The sequence below is a fragment of the Burkholderia sp. D-99 genome, from assembly GCF_011605345.1.
GTDB lineage: Bacteria > Pseudomonadota > Gammaproteobacteria > Burkholderiales > Burkholderiaceae > Burkholderia.
This window is the reverse complement of sequence record NZ_JAAOXM010000007.1, coordinates 192,646-211,821: the sequence shown is the minus strand read 5'-3', so window position 1 is coordinate 211,821 and position 19,176 is coordinate 192,646. Positions and strand designations below refer to the sequence as shown.

Below are 19,176 nucleotides of genomic sequence, written 5' to 3'. Positions count from 1 at the left end.
CTTACTTGCCTTGCGGGCGCAGATACGCGAGCCAGCGACGCTCGGCCTGGCGGAACAGCCACACGAGCGTGAACGAGATCACGAGGTAGAGCAGGGCGGCGATGCCGAACGCATGGAACGACATGTAGGTCGCCGAGTTCACGTCGCGGGCGATTTTCAGGATGTCCGGCACGGTCGCGGTGAACGCGACGGTGGTCGCGTGCAGCATCAGGATCACTTCGTTGCTGTACAGCGGCAGCGCGCGGCGCAGCGCCGACGGCAGGATCACGCGGCGATACATCGTGAACGGCGTCATCCCGTACGCGCGCGCGGCTTCGATTTCGCCGTACGACGTCGCCTTGATCGCGCCCGCGAAGATCTCGGTGGTGTACGCGCAGGTGTTCAGCGTGAACGCGAGCAGCGTGCAGTGCATCCCGTCGCGGAAGAACGCGTCGAGCATCGGCGTGCCGCGCACGGCCTGCAGGCTGTAGAGGCCCGTGTAGCAGAGCAGCAGCTGCACGTAGAGCGGCGTGCCGCGGAACACGTACGTGTAGAGCCACACGGCGCTCGACAGCCACTTCTTCTTCGACACGCGCGCGACCGCGAGCGGCACCGACAGGCAGAAGCCGAGGCCGATCGACACGACCAGCAGCCACAGCGTGATCGCGACACCGGTGATGCGATAGCCGTCGGTGTAGAGATAGTTGCGCCAGTATTCTTGGATGAGTTCGATCATAGGTCAGCCTTGCGGACGCCGGTCGAGTAGCGCTTTTCGAGCCACATCAGCACGAAGTTCGAGATCGTCGTGATCGCGAGGTAGACGGCGCCCGCGATCAGCGTGAAGAAGAAGAACCGCAGCGTGCCCTTGCCGGCGTCCTGCGATGCCTTCACGACGTCGGCCAGGCCGATGATCGACACGAGCGCGGTCGACTTCACGAGCACCTGCCAGTTGTTGCCGATGCCCGGCAACGCGAAGCGCATCATCTGCGGGAACATGATCCGCGTGAACACCTGCCAGTTTGTCATCCCGTACGCGCTGCCGGCCTCGAGCTGGCCGCGCGGCACCGACAGGAACGCGCCGCGGAACGTCTCGGTGAAGTACGCGCCGTAGATGAAGCCGAGCACGAGCACGCCTGCGAGGAACGGATCGATGTCGATCTGGTCCCAGCCGAGCGCGTCGGTCGCCATGTTCAGCCAGATCTGCAGGCTGTAGAACAGCAGCAGCATCAGCACGAGGTCGGGTACGCCGCGGATCAGCGTGGTGTAGACGGTGCCGACGCCGCTCGTGAAGCGGTTGCGCGACAGCTTCGCGCCCGCGCCGAGCAGCCCCAGCAGGAACGACAGCGCAAGCGAAAGCACCGCCAGTTTGACGGTTTGCCAGGTGCCAGCGAGGATCAGCGGGCCGTAACCTTGTAGAAACATATGTGGTCCCTGGTGTGGTCCCTTAGGGCGCACGCGGTGCGCCGCGAAAGACGCGCCCGCCAAGCTGCGCGGAACGCCCCGTGCGTATCATGACCGTCCGCCCCGGCATCGGTGCCGGGCCAGCCCGTCGCGCGAGCGGCGGGCAAGGGGGCGGGCGGCGCGTGGTCGACTGCCTGTACTGCCCGGACACGGGGCCGCCCCCGCATCCGTTGTCTCTTCTTTTCGGCGCTCAGCGGGCCGAAGCCGAATAGACGCTGAACGCGAAATACTTGTGCGACAGCCGGTCGTACGTGCCGTCCTTGTGCATGTCGGCCAGCGCCTTGTTGATCTTGAGCTTCAGGTCCGTATCTTCCTTGCGCAGGCCGATCGCGGTGCCGTCGCCGATCGTCTTCGGATCCTTCACTTCCGGCCCGGCGAACGCGAAGCCCTTGCCGCGCGGCGTGCGCAGGAAGCCGTAGTCGGCCTGCAGTTCGTCCTGCAGCGTCGCGTCGAGGCGGCCCGAGCCGAGATCGGCATAGACCTGGTCCTGGTTCTGGTAAGGGATGATGGTCACGCCCTGCGGTTCCCAGTACGCCTTCGCGTAGGTTTCCTGCGTCGAGCCTTGCTCGACGCCGACGCGCTTGCCCTTCAGCGATGCGATCGTCGGCAGCAGCGGCGAGCCGGTCTTCGCGATCATGCGCGCCGGCGCGTCGTACACCTTGTCGGAGAAATCGATCTGCTCGCGGCGCTTGTCCGTGACCGTCAGCGACGACACGATGACGTCGTACTTCTTCGCCTTCAGCGCCGGGATGACCCCGTCGAGATCCTGCGCCACCCACACGCATTTCACGTTGATCCGCTTGCAGATTTCCTTGGTGAGATCGACGTCGAAACCGACGATCTCGCCGCTCGGCGCGGTCGACTCGAACGGCGGGTAGCTGGCATCGACGCCGATCCGCACGGTCTTCCACTCCTTCGCGAAGGCGCTGCCCGCCACGAGGGCGAGGGCGGCGCACAGGGCGGCCTTCTTCATTTCCATCCTTCTGTTGCTGACTTTCCGGGAGCGCTCGCGGCCGGTGGGACCGGGCGCCGCGGCGTATTCTAGACGGCCAAAATTCGCCGATCGGCGCTCTGGCGATGGCGCCGCCGGAAGGGCGAACGCCAAAAGGCCGGTATTTTACCCGAACGCGATATCCGGAAAACGGCAATCCGGTGCGATCGATCGATTCTTCGACGCATTGATCCGGCTGTTGCGCTAATCGTCGTATTCGCAATGCGCATTGCGTTGATTGCATCCGCAGGTGCAACGATGCGGTGCGCAGGCGGTGGATTGTGGCGCGATTGGCACACTCATACAGTGACGGCATGCCAGAACAACGCATCTCACGGAGTGCCCGTTCCATGTTCCAGATCCGCCGTGCCGCCGATCGCGACCAGCGCAGCCATGGCTGGCACGAATTTCTTCACAGCTTTCCTTGTGCGTCCGGCCGGAGCGGGGCGCCGGGCTTCGGCGCGTTGCGCGAACTGAACGAGGAATGCATCGCGCCGACCCGCGGCTACGGGATGCGGCCGTACCGGGATGCGGAAATCGTCACCTGCGTGCTCGGCGGCGCGCTCGCGCATCGCGACAGCCTCGGCAACGGGGCAATCGTGCGTGCGGGCGGCGTGCAGCGCGTGAGCGCCGGCACCGGCGTCATGCTGAGCGAAACCAATGCGTCGTGTGACCAGCCGTTGCGCCTGCTGCGGATCTGGCTCGCGCCGGCCGGGTCGGGCGGCCGGCCCGGCTACGTGCAGACGCGCTTTGCCGACGAGGAGAAGCGCGGGCGGCTGCGGCTCGTCGCGGCGCCGGACGGCGGCGGCGGCGCGCTGCCGCTCGGTGCGGACGCACGTATTTTCGCGGGGCTGATCGACGGCGACGAGGCGGCGGCATTCGATGTGCCGGCCGGGCGCCGCGCCTACGTGCACGTGGTGCGCGGCGACGTCGAGGTGAACGGCCGCGCGCTGGCCGCGGGTGACGGCGTGCGGATCGGCGGCGTGGACGCGGTGGCGTTCGCACGAGGCCGTGCGGCCGAGGTGCTGCTGTTCGACGTCGCCTGAAACGCAAAAGGGGACGCGGGCCGGTGCCCGCGTCCCCTTCGATGCCGCTCCGGGGAGCGGCCCGCCGGCTTACTGCGCCGGTGCCGACGCGGCCTTGGCCGCGCGATGCTGCTGCCAGCGCTCCTTCATCTTCTCGTGGCGCTGTTCCATCTTCGCGAACTGCTGCTTGAGCGCCGTGCTGACCGTGGTCTTCTGCTGGTCGTTCAGCCCGTTGTAGAACGTGAGCCACGCGGCGGACGTCTGCTCGCGCAGTTGCGCGTTCTGCTGCTCGGCCTGCTGGCGCGCGGCGTGCATTGCGCTCAGGTCGAGGATCGGCTGGTTCTGCTGCGCCTTGAACTGCTCGCGCATCTGCTCGTGGCTCTTGCGCATCGCCTCACGGTTCTGCTTCATCGTGTTGATGGCCGTCTGCCATTGCTGTTCCTGCGACGCGTTGAGCTTCAACTGGTCGTGCAGTTTCATGATCACGCCGAACGGGCCGCCGTCGTGCCCGCCGTGCATCTGGTGGGCGCCGGGGCCGCCCGGAGGCGGCATGTCGTTGGGCTGCGCGGCGTGCGCGGTGCCGAATGCGAGAGCGAGCACAGTGGCGGCCGCGATGGCCACGCGGGAAGTCTTCTTATACATTTCAGAAACTCCTTGTATCCAAAGGGTCCGGCGATGCGGTGCCGGGAAGGCCGTGTACCGCATCCGGTAAGACGCAGGTTAGCGAGGCAGGCCGCCGCCGGTGTTACGTGGGGAGGTGGTCGGGTTACCGCGCATTACAGTTCCCTTGCGCCGTAACCCGCAGTAACCCTTTCGTCCCTTTGTTTCGTTCTTTGACTCCGCCCTCGCGCGGTAAACTTCGAGCCATGACTACCCAGATCCTCATCGTCGACGACGACCAAGAACTCCGAGACCTGCTGCGCGACTATCTCGTGCGCCAGGGGATGGAAGTGTCCGTGCTGCACGACGCGGCGACGCTCGAGAAGCGTCTCGAGCGCGAGCGGCCCGACCTGATCGTGCTGGACCTGATGATGCCGGGCGTCGACGGCCTGACCGCGCTGCGCCAGTTGCGCGCGGCCGGCGACGACATCCCCGTGATCATGCTGACCGCGCGTGCGGACGACGTCGACCGCATCGTCGGGCTCGAGCTCGGCGCGGACGATTACCTCGGCAAGCCGTTCAACCCGCGCGAGCTGCTCGCGCGCGTGCAGGCCGTGCTGCGCCGCCGCCGCGCGACGCCGTCGGCGGCGGCGCCCGAACAGCGCGAGCCGTTCGGGTTCGGCCGCTTCGTGCTCGACTTCCAGGCGCGTACGCTGTCGGTCGACGGCAAGCCGGCCACGCTGTCGAGCAGCGAATTCGCGCTGCTGAAGATCTTCGTGAACCATGCGCTGCGCACGCTCACCCGCGAGCGGCTGCTCGAGCTGCTGCACGGGCCCGAGTACGACGGTACCGACCGCGGCATCGACGTGCAGGTGTGGCGCCTGCGCCGCATCCTCGAAACGGATCCGTCGACGCCGCGCTTCATCCAGACGGTTCGCGGGCGCGGCTACGTGTTCGTGCCCGACGGCGAGGCCCATGCGCAAACCCATTGATTCACTGTTCGGGCGGCTGGCGCTGCTCGTCGTCGGTGTCCTGCTCCTGTCGCACTTCGCGTGGTTTTTCGCGATGCGGCTCGAGCGCAGCCAGATGCAGACGCGCTACGCGGTCGAAGAGGCCGCGTTCCTGGTCGACGCCGTGCGCCAGCACGTCGAGCGCACGCCTGACCAGCCGTTGCCGTCGCGTGTGCGGCTCGTGACGCCGGGCAGCGCCGACGTGCCGAATGGCGACCCGTCGAGCCTGCCGGCGGCGCTCAAGCGGTTCCGCGACGACGTGAGCGAGCGGATGCCGCCCGGCACGCGCGTCGAGATCGGCGCGCCCGGCCATCCGCCGGTGCTGTGGGTGAAGGAGCCGACCGACCGCAACTGGATCGTGGTGCCGGTGCAGCCGCTGCGGCCGCCGCGCTCGCTCGACCGGATGCTGCTGTGGCTCGGCACGATCTTCTCGGCCGGCGTGATCGCCGCGCTGTTCGCCGCCTGGCAGCTGCAGCAGCCGTTGCGTTCGCTGGCGCGTGCGGTCGCGCGCTTCGGCCGCGGCCAGCCGGTGCCGCCGCTGCGCGAGCGCGGCCCGCGCGAGCTGCGCCAGCTCACGCACGGCTTCAACCAGATGGTGGAACAGGTGTCGCAGGCCGAGAGCGACCGCGCGGTGATGCTGGCGGGCGTGGCGCACGACCTGCGCACGCCGCTTGCGCGGATGCGGCTGCGGGCGGAAATGATGGACGACGTCCGGTTGCGCGACGGCGTCGTGCGCGACGTCGATTCGATGTCGCACATCGTCGATCAATTTCTGGTGTTTGCACACGGCGGTTCCGATCGCAGCGAACCGGTGCCGGTCGATCAGGCGTGCGAGCGGATTGCACGCAGCTATCGCGCTGTCGCGCCGAACGCGCCGACGGTCCAGACCCGGCTCGACGCCGATCCGGGTTTCCGCCTGCCGACGGCGACGCTCGACCGGATCCTGTCGAACCTGCTGGACAACGCGCATGCGTACGGTGCGCCGCCCGTGTTCGTCGAGACGGCACGCACGCCGACCGGCTATGTGTTGTCGGTCAGCGACAGCGGTGGCGGGATCGCACCACGCGACCTCGCGGCGGCTACACGGCCGTTCGTGCGGCTCGACCCCGCGCGCGGCGGGAACGGCCACAGCGGGCTCGGGCTGGCGATCGTCGAGCGGCTCGTACTCAGGCTGGGCGGGGCGTGCGACATCGGCAACCGCCCCGAAGGCGGCCTGCGCGTCGCGATGACGTTTCCGTTCGAGGTCGTGCCGAAGGACGAACCTCACGCACAGGCCGCATAAGCGGCTGCGGCGCCAGCCCGGCCGGGCTGGCGCCGCGCGGCATCATTCGCCGAACAGCGTGCCGAGCGTCTCGGCCGCGTTGCTGTCGATGGTGTTGTAGGTCACGCTGGTGGCCTCGAAGATGTAGACGGTCGTATACCGGCCGAGGCGCTCCAGGATTTCTTCCTGCAGCGATTCAGGCACGACGTTCATGTTCAGGTACCACGCCGTCGACGACAGCCGTGTCTGGAACGACCCATACTCCTGCATCAATTCGTAGAACGCGTCGGCATCCTGATCGCGGCAGACGATCACCAAGTTTCCTGCCATTCCCTTTCCTCCCGCTCGTCGATCGATCCCCAGGGCCTGTTGACATCGGGAACGCGCATGCGTCGCCATCAGAACGGCCGCAACAGGCCCCGAGGGCCAGCCCTGATCATACCCGCTTAGTCGTATCCGGCTGGTGACGCCCGACATGGTTTGCGCGAGCGTGCAGCTGGCGGGTTCCCGGCCGGGCCGGATCACGGCATAATTCGGGCCTGCATGCCCGCCGAAGGACTGCGGCCGGGCTGCGCGTACCGCGCACCCGCCATCCGCCCATGCGCCAGGCACGATCCGTGCGCCGCCTGAGCCGTTCCCGGACGGTTGTACCTGAAATACAGGTTGGTGTAGTGTCGTGCCGTCGCGGCCCGACTCGTCCGGGGCGCGGCAGCGCATGCACGCACGGCGCATCGCGCTCGCGCGCGATCGTCAGTCAATCGAATTACCGCACCCGTGCGCTTTGCCATGAATCAACATCGACTGCCGGCTTCGTTCGGCCTTACCGGGGAGGGCGCCTGATGGACGTCGGATTCTTCAATCCGAACCGGACCGCCAACGCGTCCGCGTGGCGCGTTCTGCCGAACCGGTGGGACTTCATCGCGTTTCCGCTGATCATCTGCCTGCTTGCGATGGCAATCGTCGGCTTCCACGAAACGATGGCGCCGATCGGTGTCCTGCAGACGCAGAAGATCTCGCTCGACCCGTCGAACCTGCCCGAATACGCGTTGCGTACGACGCTGCGGATGCTCGCCGCGATGGTCGCGTCGCTTGCGTTCACGCTCGTCTACGGCACGCTTGCCGCCAAAAGCCGGCGTGCCGGCATGGTGCTGATCCCGATCCTCGACATCCTGCAGTCGGTGCCGGTGCTCGGCTTCATCTCGTTTACGGTCACGTTCTTCCTCGCGCTGTTCCCGAGCCGCGTGCTCGGCGCCGAGCTCGCGGCGATCTTCGCGATCTTCACGAGCCAGGCGTGGAACATGACGTTCAGCTTCTACCAGTCGCTGCGCACGGTGCCGCGCGATCTCGACGAAGTGTCGCGGAGCTTCCACCTGACGTCCTGGCAGCGCTTCTGGAAGCTCGAGGTGCCGTTCTCGATGCCGGGCCTGATCTGGAACATGATGATGTCGATGTCGGGCGGCTGGTTCTTCGTCGTCGCGTCGGAAGCGATCACCGTCGGCAACCAGACCATCACGCTGCCGGGGATCGGCGCGTATCTCGCGCAGGCGATCTCGGACAAGAACCTCGGCGCGATCGGCTGGGTGATCCTCACGATGACGGTCGTGATCCTCGCGTACGACCAGTTCCTGTTCCGCCCGCTCATCGCGTGGGCCGACAAGTTCCGGATGGAGAACACCGCGTCGGGCGATGCACCGCAATCCTGGCTGCTCGACCTCGTCCGCCGTACGCGCCTGATCCATCAGTTGCTCGTGCCGGCCGGCTGGTTCTTTGCAAAGGCCGCGCGGATTCCGCTGCGCCTGCCGCTGTCCGGCGCGATGCGCTTCACGCTGCCGAAAGTCGAGAAGAAGGCGTCGCGCACGGTCGACATCGCGTGGGCCATTCTCGTGCTGATCGGCACGGCCTATATCGTGTGGCGCGTCATCAGCTTCGTGTCGACCGGCGTGACGATGCCCGAGGTCGGCCATGTGGTCGTGCTCGGGCTCATCACGCTGCTGCGCGTGGTCGTGCTGATCGCGATTGCGTCGGTGATCTGGGTGCCGATCGGCGTGTGGATCGGGCTGCGCCCCCGGCTCGCCGAGAAACTGCAGCCGCTCGCGCAGTTCCTCGCCGCGTTCCCGGCCAACCTGCTGTTCCCGGCGTTCGTGATCGTGATCGCGCGCTTCCACCTGAACCCCGATATCTGGCTGTCGCCGCTGATCGTGCTCGGCACGCAGTGGTATATCCTGTTCAACGTGATCGCCGGTGCGACGTCCTACCCGAACGACTATCGCGAAGCGGCGACGAACTTCCGCATCCGTGGCTGGCAGTGGTGGCGGCAGGCGATCCTGCCCGGCATCTTCCCGTACTACGTGACCGGTGCCATTACGGCATCGGGCGGCGCGTGGAACGCGAGCATCGTGTCGGAAGCCGTGCAGTGGGGCAATACCAAGATCGAGGCGCATGGCCTCGGTGCCTATATCGCACAGACCACCGCCGCCGGCGATTTTCCGAAGATCATCCTGGGCATCGCCGTGATGTCCCTGTTCGTCACCCTGTTCAACCGCCTGCTGTGGCGTCCGCTGTATGCCTTCGCCGAAGCGAAGCTGCGGCTCGACTGAGACCGATTGAGAGCGAAACGCGATGCAAAATCCGAATGCTGTAAACGCCCCCGTCCAGACGAACCAGCCGCCGCGCCTCGGTGAGGAAATCCTGCGCGTCGATCACGTCTGTCGCGGCTTCAACAAGACGCAGGGCGAGCTGCTCGTGCTCGACGATGCGAACCTGTCGCTGCGCGAAGGCGAAATCGTCGGGCTGCTCGGCCGTTCCGGCTCGGGCAAGTCGACGCTGCTGCGCATCATTGCCGGCCTGATCGAGCCGACCGGCGGCGAAGTGACCTACCTCGGCAAGCCGCTGAGCGGCCCGGCCGAAGGCGTCGCGATGGTGTTCCAGACCTTCGCGCTGTTCCCGTGGCTCACCGTGCTGCAGAACGTGGAAGCCGGCCTCGAGGCGCTCGGCGTCGGCGCACGCGAGCGGCGCGAGCGTGCGCTCGCCGCGATCGACCTGATCGGTCTCGACGGTTTCGAAAACGCGTACCCGCGCGAGCTGTCGGGCGGCATGCGCCAGCGCGTCGGCTTTGCGCGTGCGCTCGTCGTCGATCCGACGATCCTGCTGATGGACGAGCCGTTTTCCGCGCTCGACGTGCTGACCGCCGAGACGCTGCGTACCGACCTGCTCGACCTGTGGACGCAGGGCCGCATGCCGATCAAGTCGGTGCTGATCGTCACGCACAACATCGAGGAAGCCGTGTTCATGTGCGACCGGATCCTCGTGCTGTCGTCGAACCCGGGCCGCGTGATCGCCGAGATCAAGGTGCCGTTCAAGCATCCGCGCAACCGGCTCGACCCGGCGTTCCGCAAGCTGGTCGACGACATCTACGCGAAGATGACGGCCCGCCAGACCGGCGAGGCGACGAAGAAGGGGCTGGAGCTCGGCAGCTGGCTGCCGCAGGTGTCGACCAACCTGATGGCCGGCCTGATCGAAACGCTCGCGATGGCGCCGTACCACGGCCGTGCGGACATGCCGGAAATCGCTCGCACGCTGCACCTCGAGGTCGACGACCTGTTCCCGATCGCCGAAGTGCTGCAATACCTCGGCTTCGCGGACGTGCGGGAAGGGGACGTGTTCCTGACGCCGCCGGGGCGCGTGTTCGCGGAATTCGGCACGCAGGAGCGCAAGCTGATGTTCGCGGATCACCTGCTGAAGCACGTGCCGCTGGCCGCGCGGATCAAGAAGGTGCTGAACGAGCGCCCCGGCCATCGCGCGCCGCGTGTGCGCTTCGAGCAGGAGCTGGAGGATTCCCTGTCGGACGGTGCCGCCGAGGAAACGCTCGACGCGGTGATCGACTGGGGTCGTTATGGCGAGATCTTCTCGTACAACGACCAGACCGAGATTTTCAGTCTCGAGGACGTCGAGTCCTGAAGCCGGCGGGGCATTCGGGCCCACATCGCCTGAATGCCGGTTTCGCGGTTTCATTCGACCGCTTCGTGTCGATGCGAGCGCGGCTTGTCCCTGGCGCCGGCGACGGGCGCCCGGTTCGTTGGCAGAGCAAAAGGCACTGAGTCCGTCGCGGCCGGGACGTTTGCCGGTGACGCGCATCGCCGATGCGCTGACAGGCTGGCAGGCAAGTGCCGGAGGCTGGTGCAACGAATCCTGTCGATTGCAGGGCCGATTCGATGCCTTCGAACCTCGTCAGCGATCCAAAAGGTGCCCATGAGCGAGAAGACGGGGCTGTATGCGGTCGCCGCGGAACAGTACGATCTGGTGCTTGTATCCGTTCTCGATTCTCCACGCCCACAAGTGTTTCGTGCTCAGGTCGAACACCTCTATTCCACTGGAAAGGGCATTGCACCGGACCATCTCGGGGCTGAGCTCGAGTTCGTCGGCGGTCCGCCGACCTGGGGTAACGTACCGCTGCAGGTCGGGGAGCGTGCCCTCATGTTCGTCAGCGCACGATCCGGGTCGTTCGGCGAGTATCCGTGGCGCGGACACATGGTTCTTGAGGAAATCGCGGGCGGAACGTACACCAGGTTGCACATTCCGGAGATGTGGCTGAGGGATGATTTGCCGGTCGACGTCAGGGCCGCGGCGAGTCCGCATCCGACGAGGCGGAATGCGTCGATCGTCCGGTTCAGCGTGCTGGAGCGCTACCTGAGCGATCTGATCGGGAAAGCCGTCCGCTGAGTCGGATCGATTTTCCGGAATCCGGACGATGCATTGTCCGCCGCGATCAAGGGCAGGGTGATGTGGCGTCCCGCGCGAAGTCCGGGGCAGCGGGGTCTGCCCGCATGATGCGCACGGCCTCCTTACTGCAAATTCCCCCACCGATCGACCGCCGGTTCCGCCGACGCCCACTTCCAGTGCGTGCCTTGCTGGCACGCGTTCGCGAAATACCAGTCGGCCTTGTCGCCGTCCTTCACCGAAAACGCGAATTCCTTGCACAACGCGAGTGCCGACGAGTACGCGCGCGCGACGCGCACCTCGCCTTCGCCGTTTTCCAGCGGCAGCGTGTTCTTCACCTTCCACGGCTTCACTTCGCCGACGGCCAGGCTGCCGACTACCTTCGCGATCGCGTCCTGCTGGTTCTGATGGAGCTGCTTCATCGTGCGGTTGACGGCTTCGTCGGTCGCGGCCTGCACGGCAATCCCGACGCCGATGCCGACCGCCGGGTTCGCGGTGACGAGGCCCGTCGCGGCGCCGGCAAGCGCGCCGCTCGCCGCGCCGACCGACCCGCAGCCCGACAGCGTGGCCGCCGCCGCGCAAAGCGCGCCGATGGCCGCGATACGGATTGCGACGCTCATTGCAGCGCGCCCCAGCGTTCGGTCGCCGGTTCCGCCGACGCCCATTTCCACGCGGGGCCGTCGCGGCAGATCGTGGCGACGTAGAACGCGGATTGCGCGGCCTTGTCGGCTTTCGCGGGCGTGTCGACGGCGAACACGATTTCCTTGCAGTCGAGCGGGCCGACACTGATCATCCGGCTGACCGTCACGCGGCCCTGCTCGTCGTCCTCGATCGGGAACGAGTGGTGCGTCGACCACGGCGCGACGCCGCCTACGTCGAGCGGGCCGGCTGCCTTCGCGATCTGTTCCTGTGTGTAACGGTGTGCGACGCGCTGCGTGTACTGGACGCCCGCACGCGCGCCGGCGACGGCGCCGAGGCCGATGCCCGTCGCCGCGGCGGCGTTGTTGGTGACCTTGGAGGCGATCGCGGCGCCCGCGATACCGGCGCCGGCTGTCGCGCCCTCGCTGTACAGCGAGTTGCAGCCGGACAGCAGTGCGGCCGTGGCGATCGCGGCCAGCACGATGCGCGCCGAGATGGCCCGGCGCGGCGATTCGAAACGAATGTTCATCCCTGAGTGCAAGTCCTGTCTGGGTGAGCGGCAACGCATGCGCGCCCTCATGCCGCGTCATTGTTTCGCAATTGTCATAGGAAAACTGCAAAGCTTTGACAAATCGCCGGACGGCATGCCGCGCGCGTGCGCGCGGCGCTATTGTCGGACACGTGGATCGTGCGGGGTCGAAACGTTACAAATTGAAGGTAATTGTTACTTTGGCGTGCAAGGAAGCGACCTAGACTTTTCAGTTATGGAATGTTTCTACGACGGCCTCGGGCCGCGCCGCACATGAGACACCCGGCCATGCGCCGTTCGAAACGGTTTTCGCCCCGGCCGCCCGATGCAGGCGCAGACCGCCCGCGTCCGCAGACCGACGCGCCATCGGCACCGCCTGCCGGCGCGCCCGGCGAGACGCCGTCCGACGGCGATCACAACCAGGGCGGCGCCCGCCCGGAAGGGCTCGACTATCAGCGGGATCTCGGTCAGGAGCAGGACGCCTGATGTCGTTGCCGCCGTATTCCGCCGCTGCCTTTCACACCTGCATTTCTCACGTCTGAATCGCCGCACGGTCGCCTTCGGGCAGCCGTGTCCGCCTTGGCGCGCGCCGTGCGCCAGCCAATCGAATCGAGGAGGGGAAGCCGCATGAGCAGATTGATCGTGGTATCGAACCGTGTCGCCGCCGGCGAGGACACGCGCCCGAGCGCCGGTGGCCTGGCGGTCGGCGTGATGGACGCGCTGAAGGAAACGGGCGGCGTCTGGTTCGGCTGGAATGGCGAGATCGTCGGCACACCCGACACCGGGCCCGCGATCCAGCGGGACGGCAACGTCACCTACGCGACGGTCGGGCTGACCCGGCGCGACTACGACCAGTATTACCGCGGCTTCTCGAACGCGACGCTGTGGCCGGTGTTCCATTACCGCGGCGATCTCGCACGCTTCGACCGCCAGGAGTACGCGGGTTATCTGCGCGTGAACGCGATGCTTGCGAAGCAGCTCGCCGCATTGCTGCGCCCCGACGACCTGATCTGGGTGCACGACTATCACCTGCTGCCGTTCGCGCATTACCTGCGCGAGCTCGGCGTGACGAACCCGATCGGCTTCTTCCTGCACATACCGTTTCCGTCGCCCGACATGCTGCGTCTCGTGCCGCCGCACGAGGAGCTCGTGAAGTTCATGTGCGCGTACGACGTCGCGGGCTTCCAGACCGAGGCCGACAAGCAGGCGTTTACCGATTACATCGAGCGGCGCGGGATCGGCGCGGCGAGCGACGACGGGATGCTGCATGCGCACGGTCGCGTCGTGAAGGTCGCCGCCTATCCGATCGGCGTCCATCCCGACGCGATCGCGCAGGCGGCCGTCCAGTACGGCGCGCGCAAGCCGGTGAAGATGCTGCGCGAGGCGCTCGACGGCCGCAAGCTGGTGATGAGCGTCGACCGCCTCGATTATTCGAAGGGGCTCGTCGAGCGCTTCCAGGCGTTCGAGCGGATGCTCGCGAACGCGCCGGGCTGGCAGGGGCGCGTGTCGCTCCTGCAGATCGCACCACCCACGCGTTCCGACGTGCAGACCTATCAGGACATTCGCGAAACGCTCGAAGGCGAGGCCGGCCGCATCAACGGCCGCTTCTCGCAGCTCGACTGGACACCGATCCAGTACCTGAACCGCAAGTACGAGCGCAACCTGCTGATGGCGTTCTTCCGGATGTCGCAGGTCGGCTACGTGACGCCGTTGCGCGACGGGATGAATCTCGTCGCGAAGGAGTACGTCGCGTCGCAGGATCCGGCCGATCCGGGCGTACTCGTGTTGTCGGAGTTCGCGGGCGCGGCGGCCGAACTGACCGGCGCGCTCCTCGTCAATCCGTACGACCTGTCGCAGATGGCCGAGGCGCTCGAGCGTGCGCTGTCGATGCCGCTCGCGGAGCGGCAGGCGCGTCATGAGGAAAACCTCGCGCGGCTGCGCGGGAACGACCTGTCGGTCTGGCGCGATACGTTCGTCGCCGACTTGCGCAGTGTCGCGGCCGCCGCGTCGGTCACGCGGCGCGCAGGCCGGCGGGCCGTGCATGCGTGAGATCGTACAGGGGCCCGGCGCGGAGGACGACGCGATCGACGACGCCACCCGCCGCTTCCTCGTCGTGACCGGTGGCCCGGGTTCGGGCAAGAGCACGTTGCTCGATGCGCTCGAGCACGCCGGTTACGCGCGCTCGCAGGAAGCCGGGCGCGGCGTGATCCGCGACCAGATGGCGATCGACGGTCAGGCGTTGCCGTGGCGCGACCCGGCCGCGTTTGCCGAGCTGATGCTGAGCTGGGAGATGCGCTCGTACGATCTCGCGCAGCATGCGCGCGGGCCCGTGTTCTTCGATCGTGGCGTGCCGGACGTGATCGGCTATCTGCGGCTGACGGGGCTGGCCGTGCCCGCGCATGCGGAGGCCGCGGCGCGCCGTTTCCGCTATCACCGGCGCGTGTTCATCGCGCCGCCGTGGCCGGACATCTATGCACAGGACACCGAGCGTCGGCAGGATTTCGCGGAAGCCTTGCGCACCTATGACGCGATGGTCGAGTGCTACACGTCATATGGCTACTGGCTGATCGAACTGCCGCGCGTGAGTGTGCAGGCGCGCATGCGTTTCGTGATGGATGCGCTCGACGCCGAATGACGCGCGGGGATCTGCGTGCGGCGTGCGGCGGTGTCAGGTCACCGCGTCCGGTCGCGGCGACGCGATGCGCAGCATGCTGACGATCGCGGCCACCGCCGCGAATGCCGCGGCGACATAGAGCGCAATCGTCGGCCCGCGATCGGGGACGAGCCCGAAAATCAACGCGACGAGCGCGGCGCCGAGCGTCTGGCCGGTCAGCCGCGCGGTGCTCAGCATGCCGCCCGCGCCACCGCTGCGTTCGCGCGGCGCCGACGACAGCATCGCGCGGTTGTTCGGCGACTGGAACAACCCGAAGCCTGCACCGCACAGCGCCATCCGCCACACGATGTCGACGGTGCCCGGGTGCGCGCCGATCGTCGCGAGCGACAGCAGCCCGGCCGCGAACAGTGCGAGCCCGATTCCGCCGAGGATGCCTGCCGAATAGCGATCCGACAGCACGCCCGCGAGCGGTGCGGCGAACACGATCACGAGCGGCCACGGCGTCATGTAGAGGCCCGTCTCGACCTGCGAGAAGCCGAGCGAGTTCTGCAGCCAGAACGGCAGCGCGACGAACGCGAGCATCTGCGACGTGAACGACGCCATCGACGTGTAGATCGACAGTGCGAACATCGGGATGCGCATCAGGTCGACGGGCAGTAGCGGCGCCGGTTGCGACAGCTGGCGCTTCACGAAGAAGTAGCCGACGACGAACGCGACGGCCAGCTCGGCCGCGACGTACGCATGGCCTTCACCGTGACCGAGCCCGTCGACCGCCGTGATCAGCAGCCCGAACACGCACGCGTTCATCAGTGCGCTCGGGAAATCGTACGGCGCATCGTGCAGCGGGTTGGATGGCAGCGCGCGCAGGCTGCCGATTACCGCGGCGATGCCGATCGGCACGTTGACCGCGAACAGCCACGGCCACGATGCGAACGACAGGATCGCGGATGCGACCGTCGGCCCGATCGCCGACGACAACGCCACCACCATCGCGTTGATCGACAGCCCGCGCCCGAGCATCGACGACGGATAGATCATCCGCACGAGCGCCGCGTTCACGCTCATGATGCCGGCCGCACCGAAACCCTGGATCACGCGCATCACGGCCAGCATCGGCAACGAGCCGGCGAGCGCGCAACCGAGCGACGCCGCGGTGAACAGCGCGAGCCCCGCGATATAGATGCGGCGATAGCCGATGCGCTCGCCGAGCGAAGCAAGCGGCAGCAGCGTGATCGTGACCGCGAGCTGGTACGCGTTGACGATCCAGATCGATCCGGCGTCGGACGCGTGCAGGTCGCGCGCGATCGTCGGCAGCGCGACGTTCGCGATGGCGCCATCGAGCACGGCGAGCGTGATGCCCAGTGCGACGCAGAGAATCGCCCAGTAGCGTTGTGGAAGCGGCAGGCCGATGTCGGCGTTCATGGCGGGAGCAAATGCGTGGTTGTCCGCGCGCCCGGTTGCCGGTTGCGTACACAACCATGCGCAAGGGTGGAGGCGGCGATGAGCGTCCCGGCCGGCGCAACTGCACCGGAGCGGGGCCGGTCGAGTGTATCACCGGGCCGCATGGCGCGACGCCGGCACTCAGCCTTCGAAGTCGAGGCCGCCGAGCCGCACGAGCGGGTCGGCCTGCGTGCGTGACAGGAGATCGATGTCGCGCGCGCCTTCCCATGCACCCAGCTTTTTCGGCAGTGCGGCCAGGTAGTGCTCGAAGCGCTGCCGGCCGTCCGGCTCCATCAGCCGCTCGATTTCGTCGGTGTCCCAGGTCAGTTCGAGGTTCAGCGGATGCTCGAAGCCGCTGACATGCTCGTGCGGCGCGCTGCGGATCTGCACGCGCGTCGGGTGCCCGTGGCCGCCATACGGGACGACGTCGGTCAGTACGTGATCGGTGAAGAAGGCGGCGATCGCGTGCGCGATGCGCGGGGCGAATTCGGTATCGAAACGGTGGGCGGTTTCGGGCTGCATGACGGCGTCTCCTGTATGCCGAAAATCGTAGCATGGCGGCACCGCATTTCGGTGTGCGTGATAGCGGTAATCGCGCGTTACCACTTGCTGCATCTATTACGGCCGCGTGCCGCCACAATGCATCGCATCCAGTACCACTTCGCGTGGGAGTCCATCATGAAAAAAATTGCCGCAGTGTGTGTCCTCGCCGGTTCGCTTGCCGTGGCGGGTCCGGCGTCTGCGCATGGTCACGACGGCGGTGCCGTCATCGGCGCATTGATCGGCGGCGCGGTGCTGGGCGCGATCGTGACGTCCGCGATGAATCCGCCCGTTGCCTATCAGGCGCCCGCGTACCAGGCACCGGCCTATCAGCCGCCGACGTACTACCAGGCCCCCGCGTACCAGCAGCCTGCCTATCCGACCTACCAGCAGGCGCAGTACCAGGACGACGGCCCGAACTATTGCTACGACCGCTACCAGCGCGCGTATGTGTGCGGTGCGCCCGTATCGGGCGGCTACGCGCAACCGGCCGGCTGGTAAGCGGGCGGATGCGTGACGCGTGAACGGCCGGCGCCGCCGGCGTTCGCTTCGCCGCACCGGACGACAAAAGGCCCTCGCTTCATGCGAGGGCCTTTGCCTTTTGTGCGGCCGTCCGTTCGTCTGCGTGACGCGCCGGCCGTCGGTGGGCCGTGCGCGGATACAAACGGTTGCAAATGCGCGTCAGTGACGATGGCCGCCGCCTCCGTCACCGCGCCCGCCGCCATCATTCCAGTCGCCGCGGCGTCCGCCGCGTCCCCAGCCATTGCCGCGGTTGCCACGATCGCCGTCCCAACGGTGGTAATCGCGCCGGCCGCGATCCCAGTCGCGCCCGCCGCCACCGCCCCAGATATTGACCGTGCCGTACACGGGGGACGGCGCGTATGCGTAGCCAGGATCGGAATAGTAGGGCTGCCCGTAGCCGTATCCGGCATCCGGGGCGACGACGCAGCCGGCCAGCAAGGTCGCGACGCCGGCGGCAGCAATGAGCTTCAGCATGATGTTCTCCGTTGGTTCCCCTATAAGTACCGCGCAAGGGGATTGCCAGCTGTTTGCAATTGTGTCGTCAAATTACAGCGCCGTAAGGTCGTGCGACGAAAGTGTTAGCATCCGGGGCTCATTTGTTTTTCAGGAGCACATCGATGAAATTCGCGATCCGGGCCGCGCTGGCCGCCTTCTGCGTGACGACTGCCGCCGCCTGCGTGGCCGGGCCTGCATCGGCGCCTGCCGTGCCGGCCGAGTCGATCAAGATGTTCCCGCAGGCAGCCGCCGGCCAGCAGCGCGTCGTGATCGCGCTGCCCGCGCTCGAGAACGAAGGCGATGCGCGCGTCGAGCTGATGATCGGCAAGACGTTGCAGACCGACTGCAACCAGCAGTGGTTCGGCGGCGAGCTGAGCGCCGAGGACGTGAAGGGCTGGGGCTATACGTACTACCAGCTCACCGACGTGAAGGGGCCGGCATCGACGCTGATGGCGTGCCCGGGGCAGGCGCCGCAGCAACGGTTCGTGCAGGTACGCGGCGATGGTCAGCTGCTGCGCTACAACAGCCGCCTGCCGCTCGTCGTCTACGTGCCGGACGGTTTCGAGGTGCGCTATCGCGTGTGGCATGCGTCGAAGGACGTGCAGCACGCTGCAAAGCAGTAACCTGCCGGCGCGGCCGCGTGCGGCTGCAATCGGCGTTCTGCTACTACGCGCCGCCCGTACCGACGAGCGCTGGCCATGCAGCTAGTGCAGCCATCGCGACGGCCTCCAGGTCGCGACGGCTCGCACCGTCGCGCGCCTGGATCGACATGCCCTGCTGGACCGTCACGTAGTACCGCGCGATCGCGTCGAGGTTTGCCTGTTTTGCGATCTCGCCGGTCGCGACACCTTGCCTGAGGCGCTCGCGCAGACTCTCGACCGTGCCCTCGCGCATCGCGATCAGCGTTTGCCGAACCGTATCGGAACGCTCGGCCGGGTGCAGCGCCGACAGCACGACCAGGCAGCCGGCCGGCTTCGACCGCCGCGTGAACACGCGTGCGGTATCCATCAGGTAGTTCCGCACGGCGTCGTGCGCGCTGCCGGCCTGCTCGACGCCACCCCAGATTTCCTTTCCTTCCGTTGCGCGGTAGTGATCGAGCGCCTGCCGGAACAACGCTTCCTTGCTGCCGAACGCCGCATACAGGCTCGGCGATGCGATGCCCATCGCGGCCGTCAGGTCGGTCATCGACGCGCCTTCGTAGCCGAGGCGCCAGAACACCTCCATCGCGCGTTCCAGCGCCGCTTCCTTGTCGAAGCTTCTCGGTCGGCCTCGTTCAGCCATTGCGTCCGTTCCTTCGTCGATATCTGTATCGATCGATAAAATAAATCAATTGACTGTGCCGCGCAACTTCGCA

Annotated in this window: 22 protein-coding genes; 11 read left to right on the top strand and 11 right to left on the bottom strand. The window is 67.0% G+C overall.

Translation table 11 applies throughout. The features are described 5' to 3' along the window. Window position 1 precedes the first annotated feature (1 nt). From HAV18_RS24735 to HAV18_RS24725, 3 genes are all read right to left on the bottom strand, one after another. Window positions 2-715: an ABC transporter permease gene (locus HAV18_RS24735; protein ID WP_166961035.1), complete on the bottom strand. Its 714-nt coding sequence runs from the start codon at window positions 713-715 to the stop codon at window positions 2-4. After that, complete coding sequence (locus HAV18_RS24730) at window positions 712-1,401, bottom strand: ABC transporter permease (RefSeq protein WP_011352852.1); 690 nt, start codon at window positions 1,399-1,401, stop codon at window positions 712-714. Before HAV18_RS24730 ends, HAV18_RS24735 begins: the two co-directional genes overlap by 4 nt. A 229-nt stretch (window positions 1,402-1,630) precedes the next feature. After that, on the bottom strand, window positions 1,631-2,413 hold the full coding sequence (locus tag HAV18_RS24725; protein WP_166961033.1) for an ABC transporter substrate-binding protein: 783 nt from the start codon (window positions 2,411-2,413) through the stop codon (window positions 1,631-1,633). 368 nt (window positions 2,414-2,781) lie between these two features. On the opposite strand from HAV18_RS24725, the gene HAV18_RS24720 reads away from it, so the two are divergent. Then, window positions 2,782-3,477, top strand: coding sequence for a pirin family protein (locus tag HAV18_RS24720; RefSeq protein WP_166961031.1), 696 nt, complete (start codon window positions 2,782-2,784; stop codon window positions 3,475-3,477). A gap of 69 nt (window positions 3,478-3,546) precedes the next feature. Here HAV18_RS24720 and HAV18_RS24715 read toward each other — a convergent pair whose 3' ends face one another. After that, complete coding sequence (locus HAV18_RS24715) at window positions 3,547-4,098, bottom strand: periplasmic heavy metal sensor (protein WP_166961029.1); 552 nt, start codon at window positions 4,096-4,098, stop codon at window positions 3,547-3,549. A 224-nt stretch (window positions 4,099-4,322) separates the two neighbouring features. On the opposite strand from HAV18_RS24715, the gene HAV18_RS24710 reads away from it, so the two are divergent. Next, window positions 4,323-5,048 carry a response regulator gene (locus HAV18_RS24710; protein ID WP_021158495.1) on the top strand — a complete coding sequence of 242 codons (726 nt, stop codon included), beginning with the start codon at window positions 4,323-4,325 and terminating at the stop codon, window positions 5,046-5,048. After that, window positions 5,032-6,348: an ATP-binding protein gene (locus tag HAV18_RS24705; RefSeq protein ID WP_166961027.1), complete on the top strand. Its 1,317-nt coding sequence runs from the start codon at window positions 5,032-5,034 to the stop codon at window positions 6,346-6,348. The genes HAV18_RS24710 and HAV18_RS24705 overlap by 17 nt, the downstream gene beginning before the upstream one ends. Before the next feature lie 42 nt (window positions 6,349-6,390). Here the strand turns inward: HAV18_RS24705 and HAV18_RS24700 are convergent, their stop codons facing one another. Then, entirely contained in the window at window positions 6,391-6,657 is a 267-nt protein-coding gene (locus tag HAV18_RS24700) for a hypothetical protein (protein WP_027786765.1), read from the bottom strand. Between the two features lie 509 nt (window positions 6,658-7,166). On the opposite strand from HAV18_RS24700, the gene HAV18_RS24695 reads away from it, so the two are divergent. The 3 genes from HAV18_RS24695 to HAV18_RS24685 all read left to right on the top strand — a co-directional run bounded on the left by HAV18_RS24695 (window position 7,167) and on the right by HAV18_RS24685 (window position 11,046). Next, window positions 7,167-8,924, top strand: coding sequence for an ABC transporter permease subunit (locus tag HAV18_RS24695; RefSeq protein WP_166961025.1), 1,758 nt, complete (start codon window positions 7,167-7,169; stop codon window positions 8,922-8,924). Window positions 8,925-8,946: 22 nt separating this feature from the next. Beyond that, entirely contained in the window at window positions 8,947-10,284 is a 1,338-nt protein-coding gene (locus HAV18_RS24690) for an AAA-associated domain-containing protein (protein WP_166961023.1), read from the top strand. Between the two features lie 291 nt (window positions 10,285-10,575). Then, on the top strand, window positions 10,576-11,046 hold the full coding sequence (locus HAV18_RS24685) for a hypothetical protein (RefSeq protein ID WP_166961021.1): 471 nt from the start codon (window positions 10,576-10,578) through the stop codon (window positions 11,044-11,046). Window positions 11,047-11,168: 122 nt separating this feature from the next. Here HAV18_RS24685 and HAV18_RS24680 read toward each other — a convergent pair whose 3' ends face one another. Together HAV18_RS24680 and HAV18_RS24675 are read right to left on the bottom strand one after the other, a co-directional pair. Beyond that, window positions 11,169-11,663: a hypothetical protein gene (locus tag HAV18_RS24680; protein ID WP_166961018.1), complete on the bottom strand. Its 495-nt coding sequence runs from the start codon at window positions 11,661-11,663 to the stop codon at window positions 11,169-11,171. Then, window positions 11,660-12,211, bottom strand: coding sequence for a hypothetical protein (locus tag HAV18_RS24675; protein WP_166961015.1), 552 nt, complete (start codon window positions 12,209-12,211; stop codon window positions 11,660-11,662). The genes HAV18_RS24680 and HAV18_RS24675 overlap by 4 nt, the downstream gene beginning before the upstream one ends. A 288-nt stretch (window positions 12,212-12,499) precedes the next feature. Between HAV18_RS24675 and HAV18_RS24670 the strand changes: the two genes are divergently transcribed. From HAV18_RS24670 to HAV18_RS24660, 3 genes are all read left to right on the top strand, one after another. Beyond that, window positions 12,500-12,697: a hypothetical protein gene (locus HAV18_RS24670; RefSeq protein WP_043189690.1), complete on the top strand. Its 198-nt coding sequence runs from the start codon at window positions 12,500-12,502 to the stop codon at window positions 12,695-12,697. A gap of 141 nt (window positions 12,698-12,838) precedes the next feature. Next, window positions 12,839-14,260 carry an alpha,alpha-trehalose-phosphate synthase (UDP-forming) gene (otsA, locus tag HAV18_RS24665; protein ID WP_166961012.1) on the top strand — a complete coding sequence of 474 codons (1,422 nt, stop codon included), beginning with the start codon at window positions 12,839-12,841 and terminating at the stop codon, window positions 14,258-14,260. After that, complete coding sequence (locus HAV18_RS24660) at window positions 14,253-14,846, top strand: AAA family ATPase (protein WP_166961009.1); 594 nt, start codon at window positions 14,253-14,255, stop codon at window positions 14,844-14,846. The genes otsA and HAV18_RS24660 overlap by 8 nt, the downstream gene beginning before the upstream one ends. Before the next feature lie 33 nt (window positions 14,847-14,879). Here the strand turns inward: HAV18_RS24660 and HAV18_RS24655 are convergent, their stop codons facing one another. Continuing rightward, the gene (locus HAV18_RS24655; RefSeq protein ID WP_166961006.1) at window positions 14,880-16,247 is read right to left on the bottom strand and encodes an MFS transporter; all 1,368 of its coding nucleotides are present in this window, start codon (window positions 16,245-16,247) and stop codon (window positions 14,880-14,882) included. A gap of 159 nt (window positions 16,248-16,406) precedes the next feature. Next, window positions 16,407-16,787, bottom strand: a complete 381-nt coding sequence (locus HAV18_RS24650; RefSeq protein ID WP_166961003.1) for a DUF5594 family protein — start codon at window positions 16,785-16,787, stop codon at window positions 16,407-16,409. A 117-nt stretch (window positions 16,788-16,904) separates the two neighbouring features. Here HAV18_RS24650 and HAV18_RS24645 point away from each other — a divergent pair, with 117 nt between their 5' ends. Then, window positions 16,905-17,306, top strand: coding sequence for a hypothetical protein (locus HAV18_RS24645; protein WP_129512691.1), 402 nt, complete (start codon window positions 16,905-16,907; stop codon window positions 17,304-17,306). A gap of 180 nt (window positions 17,307-17,486) precedes the next feature. On the opposite strand, the gene HAV18_RS24640 is transcribed toward HAV18_RS24645, so the two are convergent. After that, complete coding sequence (locus HAV18_RS24640) at window positions 17,487-17,801, bottom strand: hypothetical protein (RefSeq protein WP_034190701.1); 315 nt, start codon at window positions 17,799-17,801, stop codon at window positions 17,487-17,489. A gap of 143 nt (window positions 17,802-17,944) precedes the next feature. Here HAV18_RS24640 and eco point away from each other — a divergent pair, with 143 nt between their 5' ends. Further along, window positions 17,945-18,445 carry a serine protease inhibitor ecotin gene (gene eco / locus HAV18_RS24635; protein WP_166961000.1) on the top strand — a complete coding sequence of 167 codons (501 nt, stop codon included), beginning with the start codon at window positions 17,945-17,947 and terminating at the stop codon, window positions 18,443-18,445. A 43-nt stretch (window positions 18,446-18,488) separates the two neighbouring features. Here eco and HAV18_RS24630 read toward each other — a convergent pair whose 3' ends face one another. Then, complete coding sequence (locus HAV18_RS24630; protein WP_166960997.1) at window positions 18,489-19,103, bottom strand: TetR/AcrR family transcriptional regulator; 615 nt, start codon at window positions 19,101-19,103, stop codon at window positions 18,489-18,491. Window positions 19,104-19,176 lie beyond the last annotated feature (73 nt).

Coding starts and splice junctions, on each gene's coding strand:
- HAV18_RS24735 (WP_166961035.1), bottom strand. CDS start 715: ATGATCGAACTCATCCAAGAATACTGGCGCAACTATCTCTACACCGAC.
- HAV18_RS24730 (WP_011352852.1), bottom strand. CDS start 1,401: ATGTTTCTACAAGGTTACGGCCCGCTGATCCTCGCTGGCACCTGGCAA.
- HAV18_RS24725 (WP_166961033.1), bottom strand. CDS start 2,413: ATGAAGAAGGCCGCCCTGTGCGCCGCCCTCGCCCTCGTGGCGGGCAGC.
- HAV18_RS24720 (WP_166961031.1), top strand. CDS start 2,782: ATGTTCCAGATCCGCCGTGCCGCCGATCGCGACCAGCGCAGCCATGGC.
- HAV18_RS24715 (WP_166961029.1), bottom strand. CDS start 4,098: ATGTATAAGAAGACTTCCCGCGTGGCCATCGCGGCCGCCACTGTGCTC.
- HAV18_RS24710 (WP_021158495.1), top strand. CDS start 4,323: ATGACTACCCAGATCCTCATCGTCGACGACGACCAAGAACTCCGAGAC.
- HAV18_RS24705 (WP_166961027.1), top strand. CDS start 5,032: ATGCGCAAACCCATTGATTCACTGTTCGGGCGGCTGGCGCTGCTCGTC.
- HAV18_RS24700 (WP_027786765.1), bottom strand. CDS start 6,657: ATGGCAGGAAACTTGGTGATCGTCTGCCGCGATCAGGATGCCGACGCG.
- HAV18_RS24695 (WP_166961025.1), top strand. CDS start 7,167: ATGGACGTCGGATTCTTCAATCCGAACCGGACCGCCAACGCGTCCGCG.
- HAV18_RS24690 (WP_166961023.1), top strand. CDS start 8,947: ATGCAAAATCCGAATGCTGTAAACGCCCCCGTCCAGACGAACCAGCCG.
- HAV18_RS24685 (WP_166961021.1), top strand. CDS start 10,576: ATGAGCGAGAAGACGGGGCTGTATGCGGTCGCCGCGGAACAGTACGAT.
- HAV18_RS24680 (WP_166961018.1), bottom strand. CDS start 11,663: ATGAGCGTCGCAATCCGTATCGCGGCCATCGGCGCGCTTTGCGCGGCG.
- HAV18_RS24675 (WP_166961015.1), bottom strand. CDS start 12,211: ATGAACATTCGTTTCGAATCGCCGCGCCGGGCCATCTCGGCGCGCATC.
- HAV18_RS24670 (WP_043189690.1), top strand. CDS start 12,500: ATGCGCCGTTCGAAACGGTTTTCGCCCCGGCCGCCCGATGCAGGCGCA.
- otsA (WP_166961012.1), top strand. CDS start 12,839: ATGAGCAGATTGATCGTGGTATCGAACCGTGTCGCCGCCGGCGAGGAC.
- HAV18_RS24660 (WP_166961009.1), top strand. CDS start 14,253: ATGCGTGAGATCGTACAGGGGCCCGGCGCGGAGGACGACGCGATCGAC.
- HAV18_RS24655 (WP_166961006.1), bottom strand. CDS start 16,247: ATGAACGCCGACATCGGCCTGCCGCTTCCACAACGCTACTGGGCGATT.
- HAV18_RS24650 (WP_166961003.1), bottom strand. CDS start 16,787: ATGCAGCCCGAAACCGCCCACCGTTTCGATACCGAATTCGCCCCGCGC.
- HAV18_RS24645 (WP_129512691.1), top strand. CDS start 16,905: ATGCATCGCATCCAGTACCACTTCGCGTGGGAGTCCATCATGAAAAAA.
- HAV18_RS24640 (WP_034190701.1), bottom strand. CDS start 17,801: ATGCTGAAGCTCATTGCTGCCGCCGGCGTCGCGACCTTGCTGGCCGGC.
- eco (WP_166961000.1), top strand. CDS start 17,945: ATGAAATTCGCGATCCGGGCCGCGCTGGCCGCCTTCTGCGTGACGACT.
- HAV18_RS24630 (WP_166960997.1), bottom strand. CDS start 19,103: ATGGCTGAACGAGGCCGACCGAGAAGCTTCGACAAGGAAGCGGCGCTG.